The sequence below is a fragment of the Asaia sp. HumB genome, assembly GCF_030263835.1.
Classification (GTDB): Bacteria; Pseudomonadota; Alphaproteobacteria; order Acetobacterales; family Acetobacteraceae; genus Asaia; species Asaia bogorensis.
The window spans coordinates 3,058,254-3,081,483 of sequence record NZ_JARPML010000002.1 but is presented as its reverse complement, the minus strand read 5'-3'; the positions used below and the strand labels follow the sequence as shown (position 1 = coordinate 3,081,483).

Below are 23,230 nucleotides of genomic sequence, written 5' to 3'. Positions count from 1 at the left end.
CTGGAACGACCGCGTGGCCGCCTCAACCCGCGCCAGTTCGGCAAGATCGGCATCCTGCGCAAACCTTGCGAATGAAATGCGTGGCTCTTTCCTATCGGTAGGACGCGGCTCTACTCGCACAGCCGGAGTTGCGGCCTTGCGGGTGAACCAAGCTGCCATGGATGGGCCTATCGTCTGCGGTTGGGTAGGGCGTTAAATGCGGAGAAGTCGGGAGCCTTGCGGCGGTTCTGGATCAGGGGCGAGAGGGCATAGCGCAGGGCATCGATGCCGTGGTTCCACTTGTCTTCGAGCTTAGGCAGGATCAGGCGCGCATCTCGCGGGTCGACCTTGTAGGAATACATTCGGAATTCCTTGGCGATCTGCTCGCAGCGTGGGTGCACCACGATCTTGCGGAACGCTTTGATGCGCTCGATGCCGTCCTCAACACAGCCTTTCCATTTCTCGGCTGGCATGATGCGAAAGCGATGCCGGTTCGCCATGTAGCTGATCGTCTCTGGCCTCGCGCAATCGGCCAGGATCGGCCAGTCACGCGAGCCCGGCACCCGGTCGAACAAGGTGGGCAACTCATCCATCTCTACACCGAGGCCGAACGCTTCCTGATCGACATAGAGCACGTCATCATCGATGAATGCCCGGATGAGCGCCGTTGGATCTTGTGAAAATCCCCAGTCAGCCCCGAAGTAGAACCGGGCGTTATCCGGCGTCTCAAATTCCTCAAACGACACGCGGTGCCGGAACACAACCGCTTCGCTGATCGTCCTGCATTCACCTTCCCAGACGTGCTCGTAAGCCTCCGGGTCGTGCCTGAGCAGCAGTTGCCGTTCGGCGTTCAGTTCAGGCGGAAACCACGGGTTATCCTGCCAGCCGACCTTGCGGACCAGAGCGCCGCCCTCGTCCTGCAGCATCAGCATAAGCCGGTGCATGGGGTCGTCGTCGTGCTCTGGATTGTAGGTGAACCAGAGTTCGGACCCGGCCTTACGAATGGTCGGGATCAGGATATCGAGCGACGACTGGCTGACGGTCTGACCTTCCTCGACCCAGCAGATATCTACGCCTTCTGTGGACTTGATGCCCTGGATATTGCGGGCAAGGCCCTTGAACAGAAACTCTGCACCCGCCTTGGATGAGATGCTTGTTTCCTGCACCTTGAACCATGGCGTCAGTCCCAGAGCTTCGATCTGGTCGGCCAAGAGCCGCTTGACTGAATCATTGATGGAGTTCTGAAACTCGCGAACGCACAGCACCCGGATCGGTCGGGTTGCAGCCAGCGCCACAAGAACACGCGAAACGGTCCAGGATTTGGAAGAGCCGCGCCCACCATACCAGACCCGGTAACGGTACCCGCGCCCAAAATCACCGAACGCAGGCGGGATTTCAATTCTCGTCTGGCTCATCTCTTGATTGGAAAGGCGCAATCACCAGCGTCGGCATCTGCAACGGCGCTCCATCCACCCCCGTCATTTCTTGCGTCACCTTGTCGCCGTAAACCTTGGGCATCATCTTCGAGAGGAACCACTTGCGGGCATCCACTCGCAAGCGCGAACGCTGCACCACGTCTGAATTCACGCCCTCCGACCCATCCTCTTTCGTATACGTGTCGTTGGTCCCATCGTCCGCAATCTCAATGGTTTCCTCTGCCATGGAGTGCAGACCCATCTCTTTTGCGCGTGCGTATTGCGCGGAAAAACCTTCCCGATCATCGACAACCCATCCGCGAACGGTGGACTCCGATGGGAAGCGTTCTTCAGTGCATATGCGGCGCAGGGATTTTCCTTCAGCGAGCAGAAGGCAGATATCGCGCGCAAGCTCAGCGCAATATCCGCTCGGCCTGCCACGGGGGGCAGGAGCTTCGGCCTGTGCTTCAGCTACCTTCCCCGGTCGCTTCGCCATCCGTCTTCTCTCGCCTGTATCTGCATCTCACGCGCCACGAATGACGCCACCTGATCGGCAACAACGAGCGCCACTTTTCCAACGCGCTCTTGCCGGTCCGCCATCCTGATCATCTGGGGTGCGCATCGGACGACGCACTCGCCACGGATACCCAGACGGAAAGCCTGCGCCCAATGAAGCGGCATGTCCGATCGGTGCCGGTTCTCAGGATCTGCAAGGATTATGCACCCGGCAGCGTCGTCGCCATTGGCGGCAACCACAATAAACCGGGCGTCATTCACGCGCAGCACGTCGCCTCTCTCCAATCGAACCGACTGAGGGAGCATGACGAACCGCGCAATTTTGGAATTCTAGCGAGAATTAGCACGCGGTTTGGTCAAGGTACAGCGTTAATTGCGCACTGCCTCTGCGAGCCGCTTCTGTTCCGCTACTGCGGCGCGATAGATGGACGGCAGCAGCTTGAGCAGCATCACGGCGCGTTGTCGGATCGCCTTGCCACCCGGCGTTCCCTTGATGTGGGGCACAAGGTCGCGGGCCATCTCGCTGAACGAGTGTTCGGCAATGAGCAGACGAACAAGGAAGTGGTGAGTGTCAGCCCCGAGACTGTCACGGATCAGGGCGATACGGTGCCCGCCATGCGCCCGGTTAAGCCCGAATGTGATGGCGTCGCCCTTCACGTAATCGTCCGGGACAGGATCGCGCATGAAGTCGGCATATCCGAAATTCGCGTACTGGTAATCGTCTATCCAGTGTCTTGCGACTGTTTCGCTCTCGGAACTCAGTTCGCCGGATTCACACAGAGACAGGAGGGCACGCACTTTTTTGCGGCTGTCACGAGCGCCGAAATAGTCCGGCTTCGTCATGCGCTCCGGAGTGGGGCCGAGCGGCTTTGCGGATCGCACGGCAAAAGGCCGATCCTCCGCTTTGGGCTTGGACATTTCGGAGATCGTTGCTGCGATTTCGGGGGATATGGCCATACCCAAATCCTACCAGAACAAGCCCGTCAGTACAACGAAATCCGCTTGCCCCGCACCGGTATTACGCCGCGCCGTCAAAGTATTTCTGACGCACAGCTACGTTCGGTTCTTACGGATCAATAACGACGACGAAGCCGATGCGCCTTGAACAACCGCAAACTCAGTTGGGCAACGCAAGCCAGACCGAGGAGACAGGCGGACATATAGAGCATAGCTTCCATGCCATATTCGATCTCTATCTCCATCGCCCGTAAGCTCACGATGACGAAGCAGTTGACGAATAACATTAGGGCGGGGATCTGGCTTTTTGGCATTTTTTTGATCCTGAGTTTGTAACGGTAATCTCCGTTAATCGTGACTCAAAAATCAATTAAAACTTGCGCCACGAGCTTTGCTGTTTTCGTGGCGCCGACCCAAAACCCCGGATCGTCATCCGTCACGCGCTGGTCGGGGTCTCGGCTGGCGCGCGTGTCGGCTAGGTCGCGCCAGGTGGGGAAGGGAAGGGTCACCGCAGTTCTTCGGCGCCCTCAAGCCACGGCGCAATCCAAAGCGCCAGTCTCCCGCGCCATTCATAGCACTTGTTACGCAGGGAAAATTTGACCTTCTCCGTACGCGGCAAGGGCTTGAATTCTCCCCCTTTGGCCCACGCAGTAAATGCCGGATCAATAAATGTTCTTATGATCAAAGGGTCGGCATAACGAGCCATGTAATCGCCAAATGTTAGCGCCTCGGCTTTCTTACTCCCATCCATCAAACCCCCTCCCCACCAGAAGCGCGGAAAATTTGCCCATAGGCCTGAACATCGACGTCACCGCCGTTTCGCACGATCACGACGACTTCTTGCGGAGGGGCAATCGAGTAGGCGAGAGACCAGAGTCCGAAGCTCGCCAGGACCACCAGGCAGGAGTCGATCCAATCCCCAAGCCGCATGAGCCTCACCCCGATTTCTCCAGCCTCCAAAGCCACAACCACGAGAAGCCCGAACGCGCACCACTTGCCGAAATTCTTCATCGTCCGGCATCCCCACCAGAAGCGCGTTCCATTCGGAACAGATTGGCCCAAATCACCACGCCGATCGCACCGAAGGCGGACCAAACCCCGCCAATGTTCCAGATGCACACCAGCAAGAACACGATCATGGTGGCGCAAAGTGCCACCCTTGCAGAAGGCAGTTTCCGCCCCGTACAGCCCCCTCCAATTTCCGCCGGTGAGTTCGTCGTCTCACGCTCTGCACCGCCCTCAGAGGCTCGCAGATTAGCTCTCGCGGCATGATACGGCACGGGCTTGGCAATCAGGTGCGTTGCGTCCACTCGTTCGCACCAATGCGTGCCGAGGTTCATGAGGTCCGTGGGTATCGCCCGTTTCGTCGTTTCGCTCATGCCCGATCCTACCACACCCCGAGTCCCGTTTGTACCGAAATCGCCCGGTTTTGCTGGGTTTTTCATGCTGTGGCCCTCTGTCTGGGAGGCTCGGGATTGGCAGCCATTCCGGCGCTCGCAATCGCGTCTTGCACGAGGCCAAGATGCTCAGGGGCCCGGCTCTTCACCGCCGCCTGCATGGCCCGAAGCATGACGGCTTTGAACGGATGGTCACGCAGCGCGCGCAGGGTGGTGGCGAGCTGGCGTGCGTCGTGCCAATCCTGCCCGGATCCGCGATCCTCCGCCAGCTTGCCGGTGATGCGCTGATAGGCGTCGGGGGCGTAGCGCCGGATCATGCTCAGACTGTTCCGCTTGCGAGCGACCTTGGCACGCTCATCGGCGATCTTCTCATCGCCCTGCGTCCAACCCAAGTCCTCGTTCCGGCGCCAGAACCGCATCCAGTTCTCGTCACTCGGCGAAAGCGGGGCGCTATCGCTCGGCCCGGCAATGCGGAGATGCTGCCGGTTCTCCATCTGCACGCGCTTGATGGCCCAGTGCTCCTGGAGCTTCGACGCAAGGACCGAGAACGCGGGCCACCACTCGCAACCTTCTGCGACGTAGTGCAGCGCGTCGAAGTTGAAAGCTGCGTCTGGCAGGTCGGTGCGCAGAAGCATTTCCGCATATTCCGCGACCATGGCCCCGCGCTCCTGCGGGGTCATCTGGCTTTGATGCCGGACCATGCGGGCAAGGCGGGCAAGCCAAGTCGCAATGGCCTTCGCCGCTTGCGGGCGATCGGTTGCAATCAGTTCGCTCATAGGCCCAAGGCCCTTTCGTGGTCTCGGAGCGCGGCGTCGAGATCGACGTCATCGAGCCCCCAGTTCGTTTCCAGTTGGCGGAAGTCGCTCGCGGTGCGGTGTCTGATTGCTCCGGCGATGAATGCCTGCGGCTCAGCGGGCCGCGTGTCGGCTGCATGGGCGATGATCTCGTTCAGCATCGCGCAATCGTCGCCACAGTCCTTCAGCCATTTCCCGATCAGCGTTCGGACCTTTGGCCCCGGCATTCCGGTCATGGCCTGCACGGTGGTCACGCCAGTTCGGAAAAGCGCCGTCCGGGCGTCGAGCGGAGGATCAGGGGGGATGACAGCGACAGCCTGCGCTTCAGCGACGGGCGAAGCCGCGTCACACGAACGTAGTGAGTGTGTATTACTGTCCCTGTCCCTGTCCCTGTCACGCCGCGCGGCGCGTTGTACGTTACCGTTTCTGATATGCGTTTGATATGCGCCTGAAACGCGTTTCACTTCCGTTTCACTCGTGTCAGTGTCATCCGCATGAGACGCGTTTCGCTCCTGATTGCGGCGCATTTCACGCCACTGTTTCAGGCGCTCCTTGTCGTCATTCCGGCGCTTGCTCTTGCGCAGCCTTTCCTCATACGAATCAATGGCTTCGGCGCAGATCATTGGGTGATAAAGTCGCCCATCAGAACACTCGATAAAGCCGTGCAGAGCGCGCTCTTTCACATCCTGCCAAGCCTCGATGTCGCGCCCGAAATCGGCCAACGTCGCAAGCGCGCGATCACTGTTCGGCAGGCTTCCAGCAGGCACCTGGTTCCAAGCTGTCCACCAAAGACGCAGGCCTGCGCGAAATTCGTCCGCGCTTGCCTCGGTGTAGAACTCGCTTGCAAACAGCTTGTGACCGAAAAGCGGCATGAATTCGTAACCGCGCAGGTCGCAATATTCGGGCGTCAGGGGTTCTGGTTTGCTCATCCCACCACCTCGCGAATGGTCACGACTGTCCGCTGTTCGTCGCGCTTGCATTTGACGCCGATCACCTCGATTTCGGCGTACTGCGGGGCGTCATCGATGATGAAGCCCAGGCCGCGCTTGTTCTTCGTGCGCTGGCGAGCGCCTTCCGTGCGGACGTTGAGCAGCGCGGGCGTCGTCAGGCAGTCCAGCAGCCGCTTGGCAGAGCCCCAGAGGTTGTCCTTGTCTGGGGTGCCGACAGAGTGCCGCTCGACTATGACCTTGGCGCGCTCAAACGGCGCAGGCGGGCGTAGATGAAGTGCCGCTGCCATGACCTGCCTGCGGAGTTGGTTCTTCTGTTTCGCCGTTGTGTAGTGGCTGAACCCGGTCGTTCTGTTTACGAGCGGGAAAGGCGCGGGGAGGGTGAAGGTTATTTCTCGCATGGCGCAAACCTCCCGGCCCGATCCCGGTCCCGTCTCAGGGCTCGGTTCTCGGCTTTGAGGGCGGCGATTTCCTTGTCCTTGGCCGCCATCAGGGCCAGCGTGCGTGCTGGCTCTGTCTTGGCTTCCCAGAGCAGGACGCGCAGACGCTCGTTCTCGGCTTCCAGGCGGCGGCATCGACGGGGGAAGAGGAAACCTAGCATCCTAATGCCCTCCGATATGTGTCGAGAAGATGCTCTGCTTCCTGCACATCCTTCGGATCAGCATTCATGATGCGAATGACCTGCTTAATCGTCTTGGGACAGTAACCCGCGCTCTTAGCCTCGGACATGATGTCCTTCTGGTCGCCGCGCAGCGCCTTCACCTCTTCCTCAAGCCGGATATGGCGCTTGATAATGGAGCGCAGACGATCGGCATCCACCCCGCCTTCTTGGGCGCGGAAATTATGATCGTTCGGGAACTCAGACATTCTGGCCTCGCATCGGAATGGCAATTTTCTGGACAGCAAAGCCAAGCGCGTTCGCCATGGTGTCTGGCATTTCACGCTTCTGGCTCAGGACTTCGGAGACGGTCGATTTGTGGAAGCCGTGCCGGTCAGCCCAGCGCGAGAGGCTTCCCTCCATTTCGATTTGATCGGCCAAGTAATTTCGCAGGTTTGCGAACGGGAGCGGCTGGGTCATTTCTGAAGCTCCTTCCGCGCAGCCTCGAGCGCTCGCTTGTAGCGATCGACCTCAGCCAGCGCCCAGGCTTCAAACAGATCCCAGTCTTTCCAGACGACCTGCAGGAATGTCAGACGAAAGGAAGGTGGGGGGCCTGCATGTCGGCCAAGTCCGAAGCTTCCGATTTTGATTTTAAACCAGGGCATTTCTCTTGCTCCCGCGCCCTTCGACGCTCAGCAACGAGGCGTTCAACCTCGTCCGCTATGGATGAACACGAGGCCATCAGTTCGATCAGCGCTTCCGCATCGGGAGCATTGGCGCCTGACAGCCAATTCTTTGCGGCCCGTGGCGTCTTGTTCGCAGCACGAGCCAGGTATTCGGCTGCAGACCTGAAAGGGCGAAACTCGCGCGCTATGGCCTGCAGGAGTGAATCTCGAATTGAGAGGGCTGCAGCACTCATTGGCCGCGCACTCGCTGAAAAAGACCGATTTCGGTCCATTTGAGACTGAAATAGGTCCGAGAGAGACCGATTATTTCCCATGTTTTTCCTCCATCATCTGCCTTGTCACCGGCAGTTTGAGGGAGTTCAGAATTGGACGACGACACCACCACCCACGAGCACGACAAGCCACTGGTCGAGGCAGATGCGAGAAGGTTCACGCAGCGGTTGGATACGCCCGTGATCGCTCTCGACATCATGCGCGCCGCCCGCCTCTGGTCGGTGCTGCATCCGCACGCGACTGGCCAGACGCGCCAACGTCTGGTCGAGCAGTTTGCGGCGGCGGTGGGGGTCGTGGTCGTCATTTGATGGTCAGGGTGCTTCGCTCATGTCAGCGCGCGCCCATCTGCGCGATATCGCGTTGAGCGTCGGCCCATGAGACACCGGGCATCATCACGCCCCAGGTCTCTGGCGAACCTGCAGGCAGCGGGTCAATGCGCGTGATCTTCGGCTTGTCCTCGACAACGGGGGCAACGGGCTCGGGCTTTTCGATGAAGCCAAAGGCCACAGCCCGGTTCATGATCGTCATGGCGCTAGAACGCCCGACCTGCTTCGTCGCCCTTTCGGCAGAAACGCCGGACTTCACCAGGTCTGCGAACTGCTTCGCTTCGTCCTCGGAGATAGGCGTATTGTGATATCGCTTCTTGGGAGCCTTGCTCTTCTCTTCCTTCAGCCGGTCGCGCTCGTCTTTCTTGCGGCATTTCTCGGTACAAAAACGGCGACGGCTCCAGTTGTGGTCGGACACGTCCATTTCGCGGGCGATAAGGCGCGAGCAGCACTCGCAGTTCTTCGTATCGCTCATTTCTTGCCCCCTTTGCGTTCGAGGCGGCTTGCGATGCTCTGCAGGTCGAGCGCGGAGACCGTGCCGGTCAGGGAGAACGGCGGCTTGGTAGCTGGGGCGCTCATGACCGTTCCTCCAAGCTTGTGGCCCGCGTCACGCCGGACGCCCAGACGAGCAGGCGAATGGCAGCGCAGGCAGGGATGATGATTTCGAGGAAGTGCAGGAGGCTCATGGGCGGGCCGCCGTGTCGGAAAACATGCGGATAGCCATGTCATGTGCAGGATTGTTCGCTGCATCCGTCTGTTCGGCACACATCAAATACGCTTCGATTTTACGTGCCTGGCCTATTGCCATTTCAGCGTTTGTCACATCGAAGCGCATTGCGAATTCGAGGGCAATTCGTCGGGTTTCGTTCATTTGCGTCCTCCCAAGACTGAGTTTGGGAAAACATCCGGGCGCAGGATGTGCGGATCCACCTTGAAGGCCTCCCCAATTAGAGCGGCCTTCGTGGCTGGGACGCGGTTGCTCATGCACCACTTGTTCACAGCGGAGCGGCTTACACCGAAGAGAGCGGCTACAGCCTGCTTTCCTCCATGTTCCTTCACCATATCAGCGAATGTTTTCATGCCCGGAGCGTTACCTATGGTGCCATTAGGTGTCAAGCATAAAAGACACCAGTGGTGTCAGACATGGAAATCCGGACATGCGAAAATGCTTGCATGAACACGTCCCGGCAAATTAGAACGTTACGAGAACAGCGGAACCTCTCCCAAGAGGGCTTTGCGGAGGCGATCGGCAAATCACGTTCGCTGGTCGCAGCCTGGGAAGCAGGCCGGAAAGAACCGGGGAGAGATAGCTTGCAGGCAATATCAAGGGTTTTTGGCGTGCCCATGTCTTATATCTTAGGGGATGACGCTTCAGTGAAGGCCGTTGCCGAGGGGCCGTCCGAAGTCACGTTGCTTGAAATGTTCCGTTCTGCCGATGCCGTGACACAGAACAGCGTCCTCCATATTTTAAGCCTGAGCAAAGCCAAGGAATAAAATTGGCACCTAAGGTGTCATTTTTTCGTTGACGTGTTTTGGCACCATTGGTAACGTCACCCCATCACCACCGATGGGGAAGCCAGATGGCAACCGAGCCAACAGTCACAGACGCCTTTTCCGCACTGACTATGTCGAGCCGCGAGATTGCGGACCTGACGGGGAAGCGGCATGACCATGTTATCCGCGATATCAAGACGATGCTTGTGGGCGTCTATGGAGCCGAAGAGGTTGAGCGCCGCATTCCAGACCACAAGCGCAATCGGCACTCTGAATTTATACGCGAAAATGCCGACTCAATTCTGAGCGCTATTCAGGAGGGTTTCGGGGGTTCCCCCAATTGGGGGGCTGACCAAGAGCATCCCTTCAAATGGGAACGCAACACTCGCGGGATGATTTCGATTATCCATCTTGATCGTTCACTGACTTACACCCTTGTAACAGGCTACGATGTAGAGAAGCGGAAGAAGATCATCGATCGCTGGCTCCAGCTCGAAGCTGCGGCTTCCGCCCCCATCGCCTCCCATGACTTCTACGTGCCCCAGACCAAAGCTGAAGCACTGCGCCTCGCTGCCGATCTGACCGAGCAGGTCGAGGAACAGCGCCAGCGTCTTGATGTGGCCGAGCCCAAGGCTGAAGCGCTGGACCAGATGAGCGCCCTGAACGCCGAGCCGAAAGGAGTTCGCGATGTAGGCCGCCATTTAGAGATCGGTCAGAGCAAGGTTGCCGATCTGGTTGTGCAGTGGGGCTGGGCTTGTCGTGAGAGCGGGAAGCTCAAGCCGACGCACTATGGCCGCGAGCAGGGATACACGGTCCTTACGTCGCGTGTCTTCACCAACAAGACCACGCACGAAGAACATGTCGTTCTCGATTTCAAGATGACGCGCAAGGGCATCAACCGCATGGCCGTTCGGCTGGCGCAGGAAGCCCGTACGAAGCCGCGCCTTGAGCCCGGCATGGTCGCGAAGATCAACAACGCACCCTGACCCCGCTTGACGCGACCCCGGTACGCCGGGGCCGAACAAGCCGGGTTTCCGGCCAGTGTTTCCAGTGATGGAGAAGTGAAGTGAGCATCTTTTATTCGATGGGCACGTCAGACGCGGACATCGACGCTCTGAGCGCCCGTGACCTTTCAAACGAGGCCGAGGAACGTCTGTCGTCTCTTGAGAGCGACAAAGCCTTCTTGGTGAAGATCAAGACCGAGCATGAAGTAATCGTCGCGACGATCGAGAAGCGCAATCAGGACCAGCCGACGCAGCATATCGCGGATGCACTCGCGGATGCGAAAGCAAATGTCGAGGCTGTCGAACTCACGATTGCCGGCGTGCAGGGCGATATCGACAGCATCGACGCATGGGACGAAGCCCACTCCGAGGATGCAGCGTGGGACAAGGCGGACTGGATCCGCGAGCAGCGCCGCGACTACGCCTTTGATCAGAGGGCAGGGTGATGGGCAACGGGATTTACGCGCCGTTCCTGATGGACGTGCATGATAGGCTCATGACCTCCGCCGAACTGCACATCAAAGCTGCTGAGGCATTGCGGGGCAGCGACCAAGCGACCGCCGATACCCTGATAAGTCAGGCGCACGGGGACCGATCGGCAGCAACGTCGCTTCGGTGGTCCATCGAGAGCTTCGGTAGGTCGGCAAGCGTGCCGGTGGTGCGGGAGGTCGCACAATGACGCCCGCTCAACACGACCTCGCGAGGGCAAACGCAGTCCTCAAGCATCTACGCAACGAAGCCTGGAACCTGAACACGACGCCACTACGCCAGAGCCTTATCCAGCAGTGGGAGGCTCAGCGAACTGCGGCAGATCGACGAATGATTTCCGAATTGTGGGGAGAGCGCTCATGAGCGGGAAATGGACGCCGGAGAGCGCGAAGCCGATAGCTTGGTGTCTCATGACGGCAGATCGTCAGATCATCAACGGAATTCATGCAGAAAAAAGTCACGCCGAGGCATACCAGCACAGGAGAGGTTCCGACGCTCTCACCGCCCTCTACACCTGCCTCGACAACGCCATCACATCGGAACTGGCCGAGGCTTTGGAAGCGATGATCGAACGCTTCGGGCACGACATTTTCACGATGCCCCCGGAGGATCGTGATCTCCTGACGCGCGCCGTTGCCGCGCTCGCCAAGGCGAAGGGAGAGGGGGCGTGATCATCACGAAACCCGGCATCTACGAGATGGATGCAGCCGAGTATCATGCCGACCCTTGCCCGTCTGGCAGCCTGTCAAGCACAGGCGCCCGAGCACTGGTCACGGATTGCCCGGCAATGTTTCGGTATAAGCAGTTCAACAGCCCGCGCTCGCGTGCGTTCGATATCGGTACGGCTGGCCACCTGATGGTGCTCGAGCCGCACCTGTTTGACGAGCGCGTAGTCGTGGTGCGTGGCAAGACCGCAGACGGGAAGGCATCGCCCGGATACCAGACGGCGGACGCCAAGAAGCAGCGCGACACCGCCTATGAGATGGGTAAGGTGCCGTTGTTGGAGGCCGAGGCCGAGAAGGTCAGGGCAATGCGTGAAGCCCTTTGGTCTGATCCGGTGGCAAAGCTCGCGTTCAAGGATGGTCAGGCTGAACAGTCGATGTTCTGGCAGGACGAGGAATCTGGCGTCTGGTGCAGAATTCGCCCGGACTTCGTGCCCGCGAGCGGGAGTTATCTGGTCGATTACAAGACGGCCGCATCTGCGAACCCGGACGATTTCGCACGGGCAATGCTGAACTGCGGCTATCACCAACAGGCGGCCTGGTATCTGGACGGATATCACGCAGTCATCGGCAAGATGCCCGACGCCTTCTGGTTCATCGTGCAGATGAAAGAGCCGCCGTTTCTGGTGTCCGTCTGCAAGATCGACTTAGCCTCTATCGAGGTCGGCCGGACGCTGAACCGCTACGCACGCGGCGTTTTCGCATGGTGCCAGAAACGCGACGAGTGGCCGGGATATCAACCCCGCATAGGCGAACCGGGGCGCGTCTGCATGGTCAGCCTGCCGCCTTACGCCTTCAAACAACACGATGATGGAATGGAAGTCGGCGCATTCGAGCCGCCCGTGACCGTCAAGGAGCACGCATGATGAACAACAACGCGCCTACACAACGCCGTCAGGTGGCACGAATTACGCCTGATCAATTTGCTCATGAATTTTCGAAGATCGTACCTCAAGTCCAAGCAGTACTACCGGCTCATATTCCCTTTGAGAAATTCGAGCGCGTAGTCCGGATCGCCGTTCAGAAAAACACGAGCTTACTCGAATGCTCACCCAAGTCTCTTTTTATGGAATGCGTCAAGGCAGCGTCGGATGGCCTGCTCCCTGATGGCCGGGAAGGCGCAATAGTCCCGCGCTGGAACAGTCAGGCGCGGTGCAAGGAGGCTGTGTGGCAGCCAATGGTTGCTGGCCTCATGAAGCTGGCAAGGAACAGCGGGCAAATTGCAAGCATATCGTCACAGGTGGTTTTCAGAGGTGAGCGTTTTCGCGTCGTACTTGGGGACAACGAAACGATCGAGCACGAGAGAGATCTTGAGTTAGCCGGATCTGATGACATCGTAGCGGCTTACGCCGTTGCCCGCCTTAAGGACGGATCAGAACCAATCAGGGAAGTCATGACGTGGAAGCAGATCGAGAAGGTCCGCAACGTCAATGACTATTGGGAGAAAGGGCCTTGGGCCAAATGGAAGGATGAGATGGCGCGCAAGACGGTCATTCGTCGCCTAGCCAAGCGCCTTCCCTTTAGTACCGATCGTGACGACGATCGCTTGCGGGACGCCATTGAGCGGACAGACGCGCTTATGGACATCAACGCAGTCGTTGCAGAACAAGCGCCAGTCGATGCATTCGAAGCAGCTGCCATGGGGATAGAGCACAAGACAACTGACATTGTGCCAATGCTTGAGCAGGCAACCACATTTGCCGCAGTGCAAGACCTCGAAGATCAGGCAACGAGCCTTATTTCATCTCTCGATGCTGAGGGAGATATCGAGGGCGCAAACCGGGTTGATCAAGCTCTGAAGTCTGCATTGTCCCGCACTGCGCCCGGCCACCCTGAACAGGTGTCCGCATGACCGCTGCAGCCTTCCACAAGATCGAGCGCGGCTTGCTCGAGGCTCTGGAGATCGCACAGGCCGGCGACGAGGAAATAGCGGACCGCCTGACGAGAGAGCAGGTGGCACAGGATGCAATTCGCGCCCGGATAGTGGCGCAGGGGAGAGACGAGATGAGTGATTACACGGTGGAGGTCTCGCTACGCGTCCATATCAAGCTGCGAGATGACGCATTCACAGACAAGTTCATGGAGGAATATCGGGAAAACTTTTCGCCCTTCTATAACCTCTCAGAACACGCAAATCACCTCGGGTGGCTCGTAGCGAGCGAGAGAATGGACGAGGTTACCAAAAACTCAGGCAAGGAGCAGTTTATCGAAGGTTATGGACCGATCGGCCAATTTGTGGAGCGCGCCGAGATAGTCAGCACAGACACCTCAGTTGCAGCTGGAGAAGTAGCATGACCCACGAACATAAGCCGGAGAGCCCGGAGTTTCCGACGCGGGAGCGGCAGGCCGACTTGATGGCGCAGTGCATCATTTCGTCAGGCGACCACCGGAACCTAACGGGTTTTCTTCGGGATCATCTGCGAAAAGCCGAGGCCAGAGGCGCGGCAGAACAGCGCCGGAAAGATGCGGAGATAGATAAGGACCGCCTTGCCGATCTCATTGAGGGTATGGAAGTATCCGTCGATGTAAGCACCTGCGATGAAGATGCAGGACACAGACTGTTTGGAACCGTTACAGTCGTGCAGGAATATGACGGCGCCAAGAATGGGCTGATTTTGCTTGTGCAGGAGATAGAGCCGAATTTCGAGCAGCGCCGGAAGGATAGGGAGGGGGCGGAGCCTATCGTTTTTTTGGTGCGCGACAGGCGTGGGCCACCCCCTCACAGATGGGCGGTTTGTGCGGCTGAAGCCGTGGAGGAATATAAAAAATACGCGACTGTCGAGACTTGCGCCGCATATGCTGCATCCCCCAACGTCACCGCGCTTGAGGCTCGGGTGCACGAGTTGGAGGGGGTGAATAAGGTGTGGAGTGGCGCCGCAGCGAACGCGCTGACGTGGCTTGAAAATGGCCGCCAAGCGAATGCGCGGGATGAATTGAAGGCGGCCCTGCGTCGTATCGCAGCCATCCGCGAGGGAGGCGAGTGATGCAAAAGCTTAGTTACGCATGGGATGTCATCTCCAGCAATGATCCCGACTTGAGCCCGAGAGAAACTGACGCAATCAAGCGGGCTATTGGAGCGCTGGATGAAGCAGACTTTAACCTGCTCCCGAGTGAGCTTGCTGTCATTAGGCGAGATGGAGCGGGATACAGTGATCTGCCGTGTCCGAGGCTTCAACTTCGCTGGGATAAGTGCGGAGACATCTGCCACTATGAATTGGTGATGGAGCTGTCAGAATTTGATATCCGAAGGGAGAAAAACGGTGAAGTCCGTAGCCGTTTCATCGCGGTCCCTATGGGATGCACGACTAGGTATCCTGGCGGTTCCCCGCGTTCCGAGGCTGGGGTGATTGATACGCCATACAGGGATGGTGTTCATATTCGACTGGACATGAAGCACCTCGACTTGCCGGGGTATGCCCTCTGGGAAGGGCATGCTTATGCGCTGCAGGAATTCTCCCATGACTGACCCCACACCCTTCAACCGCCTCCTGGGCGAGCGGGTGCGGCGGATGATCGTCGCACAAGGCCGGTCGCAGGAGAGCGTGGCCGTGGAAGCAGGGATTTCCACGAGCACCCTGGGCTTTCTGATCAAGGGCCAGAACAGCACCATCAACACGGTCCTCAGCGTCATGGCCGTGCTCAAGGCCCCGCCCGAGGTCATGGCCGCGATCTATGCCGACTTTGTGGAGCATCGGAAGGAGAGGGCGGATGGGTGAGGGAATGCCACGGCTGCTTACCGTGAACGCAGCCGCCTCAATCGTGGGGTATCACCCCGAGACACTGCGTAAGGCGATCAGGGAAGGTCGTCTCGAAGCCTACAGACGGCCACGCGGGACACGCATCGAACCCGACGCCCTCAAAGCCTATATGGACCTGTATCTATGCCCCGCGAGCGACCAGACCGACCATTTCTCGAACTATACCGGGGCGCGTACTGCGTTGTCTGGTGGGAAGGCGGCAAGAGACGGCGCACCTCGACGGGCTATGCGGATGAACGCCGCGCTCGACAGGCACTAGCTGACTTCGAGGAGGCTCTACACAAGCGCCCCTCACGCCAATCATTTGCCGAGGCACTGGACGCCTATGCCAAGTCGCGCATGGGCAAGGTTGAGGCAATGAAGCGCCTGATCGAATGCACAGTGCCATTGAAGGAGAAGATGGGCCATCTGCGCGTCGATCAGGTGGGTCAGCGGCAGTGGAACGAATACGCCTCGACCAGGGTCCGCAAGCCCAATCCGCGCCGCAAGAGTTTGGATGGATACGAGCCCCAGCCGGTTTCTGCCGGCACGCTACGCCGGGAATTCAACGTCATGCGCGCCGCGCTGCGCCAATCATGGAAGGACGGCAATCTGACAAAGCCGCCTGTTCTTGAGGTGCCACGAGACAGCGCGCCTCGCGATCGCTTCCTCACCAAGCAAGAGGCCCGCCGCTTGCTCGATGCGTGCGAGACGCCCCATGTCCGGATCTTCCTCGCGCTCGCCATGTTCACGGGGGCTCGCAAAGGTTCAATCCTCGCACTGACATGGGATCGGGTGCATTTCGATTCTGGTCGTGTGGATTTTCAAGAGCCTGGGCGCAGCCTGACGGTAAAGCGGCGCGCAGTCGTGCCAATGGCACCGGCCCTGAGGAAGGAACTCGAAGAGGCTTCGCGTCTGCGAACCTGCGATTTTGTAGTGGAGTGGAACAGCAAGCGCGTCACGTACGGGCTGCGCTGGTCGTTCAAGCGCCTCTGCGAGCGAGCAGGGCTGACGTGGATGCCAACGCCTCATCACTTCAAGCACAGCGTGGCTTCCTGGATGGCTATGAACAAGGTGCCGATCGATCAGGCAGCGGATTGGCTGGCGACAGATCCTAAGACACTGTGGAACGTCTATCGAAAATTCGACCCGAGCTATTTGGAGGAGGTCACATCGACCTTTGATCTGTAGGTGTTCGCTTGAACACTTACGGAGCCTGTGGATAACAGAAAAACCTCAATGTTATCAATGGCGTCCCATAGGGGATTCGAACCCCTGTTGCCGCCGTGAGAGGGCGGTGTCCTAGGCCTCTAGACGAATGGGACGAGGCGAGGTGCGTTCTATGATACCGAACGGAACCCCGCAAGAGGGAAAATGCGGATCTAGCGAACTAATTTCGCGCTGAGCTTTTCGCCGGCCAAAAGATGCACGTGATAATGCGGTACTTCCTGCCCCGCATCGCCGCCAGCATTACTGATCAATCGATACCCCGTCTCGGTGACATCAAGGGCTTCAGCGACTTTCGAGATCGCTCGCGCAAACCCGGCAATTTCCGCGGCTGAGGCATGCAAGCCGAAATCCTGCGCACTGACATATTGTCCCTTGGGAATAATCAGCACATGCACGGGGGCTTGTGGCGCGATGTCCGGAAAGGCGAGGGCAAAGTCATCTTCGTAGATGGGCTTGACCGGAATCTCCCCGCGCAAAATCTTCGCGAAGATGTTTTGCGGGTCGTATGGAAGGCGCAAGTCAACAGCCATCGGTCAGACTCCCGGCTCGACAAGGCGTGAGGCCTTTTCCTCAACACCGCTCATAGCCTCCCGGCGGCGTAACTCTTGCCATACATCATGCGGCGTCACGCCAGCGTCCACCCACATCACAATGAGATGGTAGAGCACATCCGCACTTTCACTGACGAGCTCTGATGGTTTGCCAGCAACCGCCTCGATAAGACACTCGACAGCTTCTTCACCAAACTTCTGGGCAATCTTCTTGCGCCCACGGGAGAGAAGTCGCGCCGAATGGCTCAATGATGGATCGGTACCTCGACGGGATTCAACAGTTGCGAACAGACGATCGAGAACCTGCGCATCAATCGGGCTCAGATCAGCTACGGGCTTTTTGACGGCGTTTTTCTTGCCCTGCGCTTTCTTCGTGCTCTCACTCTTGGGCGCAGCGTTCTTGACGCCCTTCTTTCCGGCGCCTCCTTCGGTCTTGCGGGTCGTCCGTTTTGTGGCAAGCGCCATGATCGTCATCCGTCTGAAATCAAGGTGAAAAGAATGCGTTAGTTGGCTGGCCTCACAGGCAGTCCCGCAGCTTCAAGCGCTGCCTTGACCCCCGCAATACCGAATGTGCCAAAATGGAAAACGCTGGCCGCCAGAAGGCCACTCGCCCCGGCCCTGGCGCCTTCCACAAAGTGCTCAAGCTCTCCCACGCCGCCAGATGCGACGACCGGAATGGTAATCTTGCCGCAAACCTCACGCAGAAGGTCAAGGTCGAAACCCTTGCCTGTTCCATCGCGGTCCATGCTTGTCAGCAGAATCTCGCCCGCACCCCGCGCCTGCGCCTCCTGCGCCCAGGCGACCGCATCTATACCAGTCGGCTCTCTGCCGCCCTTGGTATAAACTTCCCAACCACCCTTGCCATTGGAACGCGCATCAATCGCGACCACAACACATTGGCTACCGAACCGATTGGCTGACTCATTAATCAGGTCCGGGTTCACGACTGCGGCCGAATTCACGGCACATTTGTCAGCGCCCGCAAGGAGCAGTTTACGCATATCCTCGGGGGCACGCACACCGCCGCCAACGGTCAGGGGCAAGAAGACACGCTCTGCGGTGCGACGGACCACATCGTAAATCGTGTCACGGTTCTCGACGCTTGCCGTGATGTCCAGAAACGTCAGTTCATCGGCCCCTGCCGCGTCATAGACGACGGCCTGCTCCACCGGATCTCCTGCATCCCGCAGCGATACGAAATTGACGCCCTTGACCACGCGGCCATCCTTGACGTCGAGGCAAGGGATAACCCTCAGCTTCAGCATGTGGCCCCCTCGACAATGCTGAGCGCTTCCTCAAGCGATATACGCCCGTCATAAAGCGCGCGCCCTACGATCACGCCCTCGAGTCCAGAAACCTCCTGGGCAATCGCACGGAAATCACGCAGATGCTGCGCCGAACCAACGCCCCCGCTGGCAATGACAGGAATGGACAATACACGTGCCAGATCAGCCGTCTGTTCCAGATCCAGCCCTTCGAGCATGCCGTCGCGTGTGATCTCGGTGAAGATCACGGCAGCCACGCCGGCATCCTGCATCCGCAGGGCAAGGTCACGCGCATTGAGCTCGGAAACTTCGGCCCAACCTTCAGTCGCGACACGTCCCTGACGCGCATCGATGCCCGCGACAATCCGCCCAGGAAAAGCCTTGCAGGCCTCACGCACAAGCCCGGGGTTTTTCACTGCAACCGAACCAAGAATGACCCGGTCCAGGCCGGCTTCCAGCCAGCGCGCGATGCCTGCCATATCGCGAATGCCACCACCAAGCTGCACCGGCAGATCGGTCGCAGCGATAATCGCCTCTACCGCGGCACCGTTTGCCGATTTCCCGGCAAAGGCCCCATTGAGATCGACCACATGCAGGCGTGAACATCCGGCTTCAGCGAAAGAACGCGCCTGTGCGGCAGGGTTATCGGAATAGACGGTGGCGTCGTCCATCTCGCCGCGTCGGAGACGTACGCAGGCGCCGTCCTTCAGATCAATGGCCGGATAGAGGGTGAGGGCGCGATGGGGGGTGCTGTCCGTACTGGCCACGATATGATCCTTCCCGGAATGTTTCTTTTGTCTCGCGCCACCACTTTCGGGAGAGAGGGGCAGGGTCATGAAGACGCCCCGTACCACCCCGTCGTGATTGCGGGCATAAAGGGGGTGCGTACCCCAGGGCTCGAAACCGAGCGAGCGGAACATGGACAACGCGGAGGCCTGTGTCTCGGGAACCTCACAGTTCAGCACGCGGCAGCCCAGTGCTCTGGCAGCCGCAATCACGGCATCGGCCAGAACATAACCCAGCCCACGACCGCGCATATAGGGTGCTACGAAATAACCCCTGATCTGCGCCGTCTGGGCTTGTGCCTCGTTATTGCGTGAAGGCCGCACAAGCTGGGCGCAGCCCTGTATCTGCCCCGTTTCATCGCGCACGACGAAAAACCGGGTTTCCGGCACGAGTAGCAGCCCGCTGAAATAGCGCTCGAGCACGGCCCGCCCGGGCGGCGTAAGCCAACCAAGGCCGCCCCCGTCAATGATCGCCGCCGTGGTGATCTCGCACAGGGCGGCCATGTCACTGTCATCGATGCGCGACAGGCGCTCGGCAATGCGGGTCACGGCATCCAGCTCAGAAAGTTCGCCATGATTGTCAGGCCGGTCTTCTGACTCTTCTCGACATGGAATTGGGTGCCACACCGGTTGTCCCGCGCGACGATTGCCGGCACGGCCCCGCCGTAGCTTGCAGTGGCGACGATGTCAGTGGGGTTCCACCCTGTCAGGGCGTAGGAGTGCACGAAATAACCGTGATCGCCCTGTTCCAGCCCTGCAGTCAGCCTGTGTGCGCCGGGTTCGAACTCCAGAACGTTCCAGCCCATGTGAGGCAGGCAAAGCCCCGCCTCAAGCGCGAACTCCATCTTGGCGATACTGCCCTCTATCCAGCCGAGCCCCGGCGTGCGTCCGTGCTCGAGGCCCCATTCTGCCATAAGCTGCATGCCCACACAGATGCCCAGGAATGGTGTGCCACGATCCGTCGCCTCAACCAGTGCTTCGCGAAGACCACCCCGCAGCCCGGAGGCGCAATGGGCAAACGCACCCTGTCCGGGAAGGATGATATGGTCAGCCTTCAGAACAGTTTCAGGGTCGGCTGATATCAGCACCTCAGCGTCGAGCCCGCGTTCTGCAACGACGTGGCGCGCCGTTTGTGCCGCTGAGGCCAGATTTCCACCATCATAATCGATGACTACAACGCGTCTCATGAGGCAGCGCGATCCTTGTCCATCAGCCTGAGGCAAGCCTCATCAGCCGAGCGCCCCATCCAGAGCCCGTTGCTGGCATAGCCCTCGAGCCGGGCATCCCAACCAATCACTTCGGCCCCGAACACGGCCAACACGACGTTGAAGGTCCACGAAAGCACCAGCCCGGCGCCCCCGCCACAACGCAGGAGGAGTACGCTAACCAACGCTGTCAGAGCGAACGCAATCCAGCGCCCACTGGCCAGCAATGCGAGCGGACCGAAAACGAGCAGGGACCAGTAAAAACCCTGCTTGACCATAATCGGCTCAACATTGCCGTCGGCGCGATAGGCAAGATAGTCGTTCACAAGACCCCCTTCGTCGATGGAATCATGCCAAGCGCTCGCGGATCATGCGCGACCGCCATTCGCAGGGCGCGGGCAAATGCCTTGAAGCCGCTCTCTGCAATATGATGCGCGTTGCGCCCGGCCTTGCAGGTCACATGAAGCGCAATCGACGATGCCATGGCAAAGGCGCGATAGAATTCCTCGATCAGATCCGTATCCATCTCGCCGATACGCTCGCGCTCGAACGTCACGTTCCAGGCGAGGTAGGGCCGGCCCGAGATATCCACGACCACCTCACACAGCGCCTCATCCAGCGGCACCAGCGCATGCCCGAAGCGGGTGATGCCCTTCTTGTCACCCAGCGCCTGGGCAAAAGCCTTGCCGAGAGCGATACCGATATCCTCGACTGTGTGATGGCCATCCACATGAAGGTCACCGTGACAGCGCACATCGAGATCGAATCCGCCATGCTTGGCAAGCGCGGTCAACATATGGTCGAAAAACCCTATGCCGCTATCGAGTTCGGCCTGCCCGCTGCCATCAAGATTGATCGCAACGGAGATATCGGTCTCACCGGTCTTGCGGTGGATGCGGGACTGTCGGGCGTCTGTCATGTTTCCTTCCATAAACTATTCGTCGCGAATACGCGATGGCCTCTTGGCGAGCACGCGGGAACTTGCCATCTATCCGGCATGAGCAGCTCTTCCGCATCATCCCCCGCCCTTGATGTCCTGCTAACCAGGGCCTCGACCGATCATCTGAGCGCGCCCGCTCCTGACAAGGAGCAGATCGCCCGCATACTCTCTGCCGGGCTGCGAGCGCCGGATCACGGGAAGATGCGGCCCTGGCGATACATCGTGATCAAGGGCAAGCATCGCGCAGAATTTGCCGAGCAGGTCGTCAAGGCCATGAGCGCGGCCGACCCTGAGGTGCCGCAAAAGAAGATCGACAAGCGCCGCCAGCGTTTTGGTGAGATGCCCATGACCATAGCCCTCGTCATGGACATCGACTCCCGAGGCAAGATTCCCGTCTCGGAGCAGGAACTGTCGATCGGTGCGGGGGCCATGAACGTCCTGAATGCGCTTCATGCCGAGGGTTTTGGCGGCTTCTGGGTATCGAGCGACTTCGCGGAGCAGCCTTGTTTCCGTGAGGCTTTGGGGCTTCGGGATTCCCAGCGCCTCGCAGGGTTCCTTTTTGTGGGCACGCCGGACAAACCCGTCCATGGCAGCAAACGCCCCGACATTGCCGAGTATATGGCATTCTGGAAGGGCGAACCTGTCAGCTTCGAGGCCGACAAGTGACGCGCACAGGCTCAACGCTCAGTTTCGATATCACGATTGCCGGGGCAGGGCCGGCAGGGCTGGCCTGCGCGCTTTCTCTTGCCGAGAGTGGATGGCGCGTCGGCGTCATCGATCCGGCACCCGATGCGGCCCTCAGCGCACCTTCGTTCGATGGTCGTGAGATCGCCCTGACCCATCACTCGCGCAGCTGGCTGCAGACGCATGATGTCTGGCGTCACATCCCGTCCGAGTGTGTTTCGCCCCTGAAAACTGCCCGCATTGAAACCGGCCAGGAAGCGCCGGATCATCCCTCGGGGGCTTTGCTGTTTCGGGCACCGGCGGGGCATGAATACGGCGACGCGACTGAGGCGCTGGGCTATCTCGTTCCCAATCACCTGATCCGCACCGCGCTGCATCGCGCGGTTCAGGAGCAGGGCAAGGTATCGATCCTGTCGGGCCGCTCTGTGGCCAGAAGCTCCGGCACCAGCAATGTCGCGACCGTCTTGCTCGATGATGGCAGGCTCGTCGAGAGTGCTCTTCTGGTCGCAGCGGATGGACGGTTCTCACGTATCAGACAGTCTCGCGGAATTGGCGCAATCGTGCATGATTTCGGCAAGGTCATCATGGTCTGCCGCATGCGCCACCCCGAGCCGCATGACGGCGTGGCGCTGCAGTGGTTCGATGAAGGGCAGACAATTGCCCTCCTTCCGGTAGCAGATGACGATCAGCCCGGTCATTTGTCATCACTCGTGCTGACCCTCGCCCCTGCCGAGATCGCAGCACTCAAGCAGCTCGATAAAGCTGCCTTCGATGAGGACATCACGCGCAGGACACAGGGGCGACTGGGCCCGATGAGCCTGGAAAGCGCGCGCTGTACCTACCCCCTCAAGACCGTCTTCGCCCATCGCTTTCAGGCCCCGCGCCTTGCCTTGATCGGCGATGCCGCCGTGGGCATGCATCCGATTACAGCTCATGGCTTCAATCTCGGGCTTAAAGGCCAGAGTATCCTGAGTGAGGAAATCGCCTTGGGTGATGCCGATCCGGGTGGTGCTGATGTGCTGCGACGCTTTGAGCGCCGTCATCGCCGGGCCACGGCACCCTTGTTTGCCGCGACGAATGGTATTGCCTCGCTTTACACCCATGACGCCAAACCTGTTCTGGCATTGCGCCGGGCGGGGCTGGCGCTTGCCGAGCGTCTGACACCGTTCAAATCCCTGGTTACAGGTTTCCTGATGGACCGTGACCACGCAGCTTGATCCGTTGTTCGGAAAAAGT

Annotated in this window: 40 protein-coding genes and 1 tRNA gene; 15 read left to right on the top strand and 26 right to left on the bottom strand. The window is 59.3% G+C overall.

Features of this window, described 5'->3' with window-relative positions; genetic code table 11:
- Window positions 1-167 precede the first annotated feature (167 nt).
- The 15 genes from P5689_RS14980 to P5689_RS14910 form a co-directional block, all read right to left on the bottom strand.
- A complete protein-coding gene (locus P5689_RS14980; RefSeq protein WP_285531551.1) occupies window positions 168-1,394 on the bottom strand; it encodes a PBSX family phage terminase large subunit in 1,227 nt (408 codons plus the stop codon).
- Window positions 1,375-1,890 carry a hypothetical protein gene (locus tag P5689_RS14975; protein ID WP_285531552.1) on the bottom strand — a complete coding sequence of 172 codons (516 nt, stop codon included), beginning with the start codon at window positions 1,888-1,890 and terminating at the stop codon, window positions 1,375-1,377. The genes P5689_RS14980 and P5689_RS14975 overlap by 20 nt, the downstream gene beginning before the upstream one ends.
- Window positions 1,866-2,216 (bottom strand): hypothetical protein, encoded by a 351-nt coding sequence (locus P5689_RS14970; protein ID WP_285531553.1) that lies wholly within the window; start codon window positions 2,214-2,216, stop codon window positions 1,866-1,868. Before P5689_RS14970 ends, P5689_RS14975 begins: the two co-directional genes overlap by 25 nt.
- 63 nt (window positions 2,217-2,279) lie before the next feature.
- A complete protein-coding gene (locus tag P5689_RS14965) occupies window positions 2,280-2,867 on the bottom strand; it encodes a hypothetical protein (RefSeq protein ID WP_285533766.1) in 588 nt (195 codons plus the stop codon).
- A gap of 116 nt (window positions 2,868-2,983) precedes the next feature.
- Complete coding sequence (locus P5689_RS14960; RefSeq protein ID WP_285533765.1) at window positions 2,984-3,181, bottom strand: hypothetical protein; 198 nt, start codon at window positions 3,179-3,181, stop codon at window positions 2,984-2,986.
- A 191-nt stretch (window positions 3,182-3,372) separates the two neighbouring features.
- A complete protein-coding gene (locus tag P5689_RS14955; RefSeq protein WP_285533764.1) occupies window positions 3,373-3,618 on the bottom strand; it encodes a hypothetical protein in 246 nt (81 codons plus the stop codon).
- Window positions 3,618-3,878: a hypothetical protein gene (locus P5689_RS14950; protein WP_285533763.1), complete on the bottom strand. Its 261-nt coding sequence runs from the start codon at window positions 3,876-3,878 to the stop codon at window positions 3,618-3,620. Before P5689_RS14950 ends, P5689_RS14955 begins: the two co-directional genes overlap by 1 nt.
- Window positions 3,875-4,246, bottom strand: coding sequence for a hypothetical protein (locus P5689_RS14945; RefSeq protein WP_285533762.1), 372 nt, complete (start codon window positions 4,244-4,246; stop codon window positions 3,875-3,877). Before P5689_RS14945 ends, P5689_RS14950 begins: the two co-directional genes overlap by 4 nt.
- 62 nt (window positions 4,247-4,308) lie before the next feature.
- Window positions 4,309-5,040: a hypothetical protein gene (locus tag P5689_RS14940; protein WP_285533760.1), complete on the bottom strand. Its 732-nt coding sequence runs from the start codon at window positions 5,038-5,040 to the stop codon at window positions 4,309-4,311.
- Window positions 5,037-5,987 carry a DUF1376 domain-containing protein gene (locus P5689_RS14935; protein WP_285533759.1) on the bottom strand — a complete coding sequence of 317 codons (951 nt, stop codon included), beginning with the start codon at window positions 5,985-5,987 and terminating at the stop codon, window positions 5,037-5,039. Before P5689_RS14935 ends, P5689_RS14940 begins: the two co-directional genes overlap by 4 nt.
- Window positions 5,984-6,406 carry a hypothetical protein gene (locus P5689_RS14930; RefSeq protein ID WP_285533758.1) on the bottom strand — a complete coding sequence of 141 codons (423 nt, stop codon included), beginning with the start codon at window positions 6,404-6,406 and terminating at the stop codon, window positions 5,984-5,986. The genes P5689_RS14935 and P5689_RS14930 overlap by 4 nt, the downstream gene beginning before the upstream one ends.
- Entirely contained in the window at window positions 6,394-6,606 is a 213-nt protein-coding gene (locus P5689_RS14925) for a hypothetical protein (RefSeq protein WP_285533757.1), read from the bottom strand. The genes P5689_RS14930 and P5689_RS14925 overlap by 13 nt, the downstream gene beginning before the upstream one ends.
- Complete coding sequence (locus P5689_RS14920) at window positions 6,600-6,872, bottom strand: DUF2312 domain-containing protein (protein ID WP_285533756.1); 273 nt, start codon at window positions 6,870-6,872, stop codon at window positions 6,600-6,602. The genes P5689_RS14925 and P5689_RS14920 overlap by 7 nt, the downstream gene beginning before the upstream one ends.
- Entirely contained in the window at window positions 6,865-7,083 is a 219-nt protein-coding gene (locus tag P5689_RS14915) for a hypothetical protein (protein WP_062164661.1), read from the bottom strand. Before P5689_RS14915 ends, P5689_RS14920 begins: the two co-directional genes overlap by 8 nt.
- Window positions 7,080-7,268, bottom strand: coding sequence for a hypothetical protein (locus P5689_RS14910; RefSeq protein ID WP_285533755.1), 189 nt, complete (start codon window positions 7,266-7,268; stop codon window positions 7,080-7,082). The genes P5689_RS14915 and P5689_RS14910 overlap by 4 nt, the downstream gene beginning before the upstream one ends.
- Before the next feature lie 386 nt (window positions 7,269-7,654).
- Between P5689_RS14910 and P5689_RS14905 the strand changes: the two genes are divergently transcribed.
- A complete protein-coding gene (locus tag P5689_RS14905) occupies window positions 7,655-7,870 on the top strand; it encodes a hypothetical protein (RefSeq protein WP_062164660.1) in 216 nt (71 codons plus the stop codon).
- A 22-nt stretch (window positions 7,871-7,892) separates the two neighbouring features.
- Here P5689_RS14905 and P5689_RS14900 read toward each other — a convergent pair whose 3' ends face one another.
- From P5689_RS14900 to P5689_RS15575, 3 genes are all read right to left on the bottom strand, one after another.
- Window positions 7,893-8,363 carry a hypothetical protein gene (locus P5689_RS14900; RefSeq protein ID WP_285533754.1) on the bottom strand — a complete coding sequence of 157 codons (471 nt, stop codon included), beginning with the start codon at window positions 8,361-8,363 and terminating at the stop codon, window positions 7,893-7,895.
- A gap of 207 nt (window positions 8,364-8,570) precedes the next feature.
- On the bottom strand, window positions 8,571-8,759 hold the full coding sequence (locus P5689_RS14895) for a hypothetical protein (RefSeq protein WP_285533753.1): 189 nt from the start codon (window positions 8,757-8,759) through the stop codon (window positions 8,571-8,573).
- Window positions 8,756-8,950 (bottom strand): YdaS family helix-turn-helix protein, encoded by a 195-nt coding sequence (locus tag P5689_RS15575; protein ID WP_352230631.1) that lies wholly within the window; start codon window positions 8,948-8,950, stop codon window positions 8,756-8,758. The genes P5689_RS14895 and P5689_RS15575 overlap by 4 nt, the downstream gene beginning before the upstream one ends.
- An 81-nt stretch (window positions 8,951-9,031) precedes the next feature.
- Here P5689_RS15575 and P5689_RS14890 point away from each other — a divergent pair, with 81 nt between their 5' ends.
- The 12 genes from P5689_RS14890 to P5689_RS14835 all read left to right on the top strand — a co-directional run bounded on the left by P5689_RS14890 (window position 9,032) and on the right by P5689_RS14835 (window position 16,525).
- Window positions 9,032-9,382, top strand: coding sequence for a helix-turn-helix transcriptional regulator (locus P5689_RS14890; RefSeq protein ID WP_285533912.1), 351 nt, complete (start codon window positions 9,032-9,034; stop codon window positions 9,380-9,382).
- Window positions 9,383-9,468: 86 nt separating this feature from the next.
- Window positions 9,469-10,368, top strand: a complete 900-nt coding sequence (locus P5689_RS14885) for a phage antirepressor KilAC domain-containing protein (RefSeq protein WP_285533752.1) — start codon at window positions 9,469-9,471, stop codon at window positions 10,366-10,368.
- Between the two features lie 80 nt (window positions 10,369-10,448).
- Window positions 10,449-10,832, top strand: coding sequence for a hypothetical protein (locus P5689_RS14880; RefSeq protein WP_285533751.1), 384 nt, complete (start codon window positions 10,449-10,451; stop codon window positions 10,830-10,832).
- 402 nt (window positions 10,833-11,234) lie between these two features.
- Complete coding sequence (locus P5689_RS14875) at window positions 11,235-11,546, top strand: hypothetical protein (RefSeq protein ID WP_285533750.1); 312 nt, start codon at window positions 11,235-11,237, stop codon at window positions 11,544-11,546.
- Window positions 11,543-12,463, top strand: coding sequence for a PD-(D/E)XK nuclease-like domain-containing protein (locus tag P5689_RS14870; RefSeq protein WP_285533749.1), 921 nt, complete (start codon window positions 11,543-11,545; stop codon window positions 12,461-12,463). The genes P5689_RS14875 and P5689_RS14870 overlap by 4 nt, the downstream gene beginning before the upstream one ends.
- A complete protein-coding gene (locus P5689_RS14865; protein WP_285533748.1) occupies window positions 12,460-13,449 on the top strand; it encodes a recombinase RecT in 990 nt (329 codons plus the stop codon). Before P5689_RS14870 ends, P5689_RS14865 begins: the two co-directional genes overlap by 4 nt.
- Window positions 13,446-13,892, top strand: a complete 447-nt coding sequence (locus tag P5689_RS14860; RefSeq protein ID WP_285533747.1) for a hypothetical protein — start codon at window positions 13,446-13,448, stop codon at window positions 13,890-13,892. Before P5689_RS14865 ends, P5689_RS14860 begins: the two co-directional genes overlap by 4 nt.
- The gene (locus P5689_RS14855) at window positions 13,889-14,581 is read left to right on the top strand and encodes a hypothetical protein (protein WP_285533746.1); all 693 of its coding nucleotides are present in this window, start codon (window positions 13,889-13,891) and stop codon (window positions 14,579-14,581) included. Before P5689_RS14860 ends, P5689_RS14855 begins: the two co-directional genes overlap by 4 nt.
- Window positions 14,581-15,063, top strand: coding sequence for a hypothetical protein (locus P5689_RS14850; protein ID WP_285533745.1), 483 nt, complete (start codon window positions 14,581-14,583; stop codon window positions 15,061-15,063). The genes P5689_RS14855 and P5689_RS14850 overlap by 1 nt, the downstream gene beginning before the upstream one ends.
- On the top strand, window positions 15,056-15,313 hold the full coding sequence (locus tag P5689_RS14845) for a helix-turn-helix transcriptional regulator (protein WP_285533744.1): 258 nt from the start codon (window positions 15,056-15,058) through the stop codon (window positions 15,311-15,313). The genes P5689_RS14850 and P5689_RS14845 overlap by 8 nt, the downstream gene beginning before the upstream one ends.
- Window positions 15,306-15,614 carry a helix-turn-helix domain-containing protein gene (locus tag P5689_RS14840; protein WP_285533743.1) on the top strand — a complete coding sequence of 103 codons (309 nt, stop codon included), beginning with the start codon at window positions 15,306-15,308 and terminating at the stop codon, window positions 15,612-15,614. The genes P5689_RS14845 and P5689_RS14840 overlap by 8 nt, the downstream gene beginning before the upstream one ends.
- A 98-nt stretch (window positions 15,615-15,712) precedes the next feature.
- Window positions 15,713-16,525 carry a site-specific integrase gene (locus tag P5689_RS14835; RefSeq protein WP_285533742.1) on the top strand — a complete coding sequence of 271 codons (813 nt, stop codon included), beginning with the start codon at window positions 15,713-15,715 and terminating at the stop codon, window positions 16,523-16,525.
- Window positions 16,526-16,583: 58 nt separating this feature from the next.
- On the opposite strand, the gene P5689_RS14830 is transcribed toward P5689_RS14835, so the two are convergent.
- The 8 genes from P5689_RS14830 to hisB all read right to left on the bottom strand — a co-directional run bounded on the left by P5689_RS14830 (window position 16,584) and on the right by hisB (window position 21,289).
- Window positions 16,584-16,659 (bottom strand) — tRNA-Glu (locus P5689_RS14830).
- Window positions 16,660-16,716: 57 nt separating this feature from the next.
- Window positions 16,717-17,094, bottom strand: coding sequence for a histidine triad nucleotide-binding protein (locus tag P5689_RS14825; RefSeq protein WP_023977237.1), 378 nt, complete (start codon window positions 17,092-17,094; stop codon window positions 16,717-16,719).
- 3 nt (window positions 17,095-17,097) lie between these two features.
- Window positions 17,098-17,580: a phosphoribosyl-ATP diphosphatase gene (locus P5689_RS14820; protein WP_285533741.1), complete on the bottom strand. Its 483-nt coding sequence runs from the start codon at window positions 17,578-17,580 to the stop codon at window positions 17,098-17,100.
- 38 nt (window positions 17,581-17,618) lie between these two features.
- Entirely contained in the window at window positions 17,619-18,380 is a 762-nt protein-coding gene (gene hisF, locus P5689_RS14815; RefSeq protein WP_023977239.1) for an imidazole glycerol phosphate synthase subunit HisF, read from the bottom strand.
- Complete coding sequence (gene hisA / locus P5689_RS14810) at window positions 18,374-19,669, bottom strand: 1-(5-phosphoribosyl)-5-[(5-phosphoribosylamino)methylideneamino]imidazole-4-carboxamide isomerase (protein ID WP_081866806.1); 1,296 nt, start codon at window positions 19,667-19,669, stop codon at window positions 18,374-18,376. The genes hisF and hisA overlap by 7 nt, the downstream gene beginning before the upstream one ends.
- A 41-nt stretch (window positions 19,670-19,710) precedes the next feature.
- Entirely contained in the window at window positions 19,711-20,352 is a 642-nt protein-coding gene (gene hisH / locus P5689_RS14805; RefSeq protein WP_035444087.1) for an imidazole glycerol phosphate synthase subunit HisH, read from the bottom strand.
- Complete coding sequence (locus P5689_RS14800) at window positions 20,349-20,696, bottom strand: hypothetical protein (RefSeq protein ID WP_285533740.1); 348 nt, start codon at window positions 20,694-20,696, stop codon at window positions 20,349-20,351. The genes hisH and P5689_RS14800 overlap by 4 nt, the downstream gene beginning before the upstream one ends.
- Window positions 20,693-21,289, bottom strand: a complete 597-nt coding sequence (hisB, locus tag P5689_RS14795) for an imidazoleglycerol-phosphate dehydratase HisB (RefSeq protein WP_023977242.1) — start codon at window positions 21,287-21,289, stop codon at window positions 20,693-20,695. The genes P5689_RS14800 and hisB overlap by 4 nt, the downstream gene beginning before the upstream one ends.
- 78 nt (window positions 21,290-21,367) lie before the next feature.
- Between hisB and P5689_RS14790 the strand changes: the two genes are divergently transcribed.
- Together P5689_RS14790 and ubiM are read left to right on the top strand one after the other, a co-directional pair.
- Complete coding sequence (locus P5689_RS14790) at window positions 21,368-21,976, top strand: nitroreductase (RefSeq protein ID WP_285533739.1); 609 nt, start codon at window positions 21,368-21,370, stop codon at window positions 21,974-21,976.
- The gene (gene ubiM, locus P5689_RS14785) at window positions 21,973-23,211 is read left to right on the top strand and encodes a 5-demethoxyubiquinol-8 5-hydroxylase UbiM (RefSeq protein WP_285533738.1); all 1,239 of its coding nucleotides are present in this window, start codon (window positions 21,973-21,975) and stop codon (window positions 23,209-23,211) included. Before P5689_RS14790 ends, ubiM begins: the two co-directional genes overlap by 4 nt.
- Window positions 23,212-23,230: the final 19 nt, after the last annotated feature.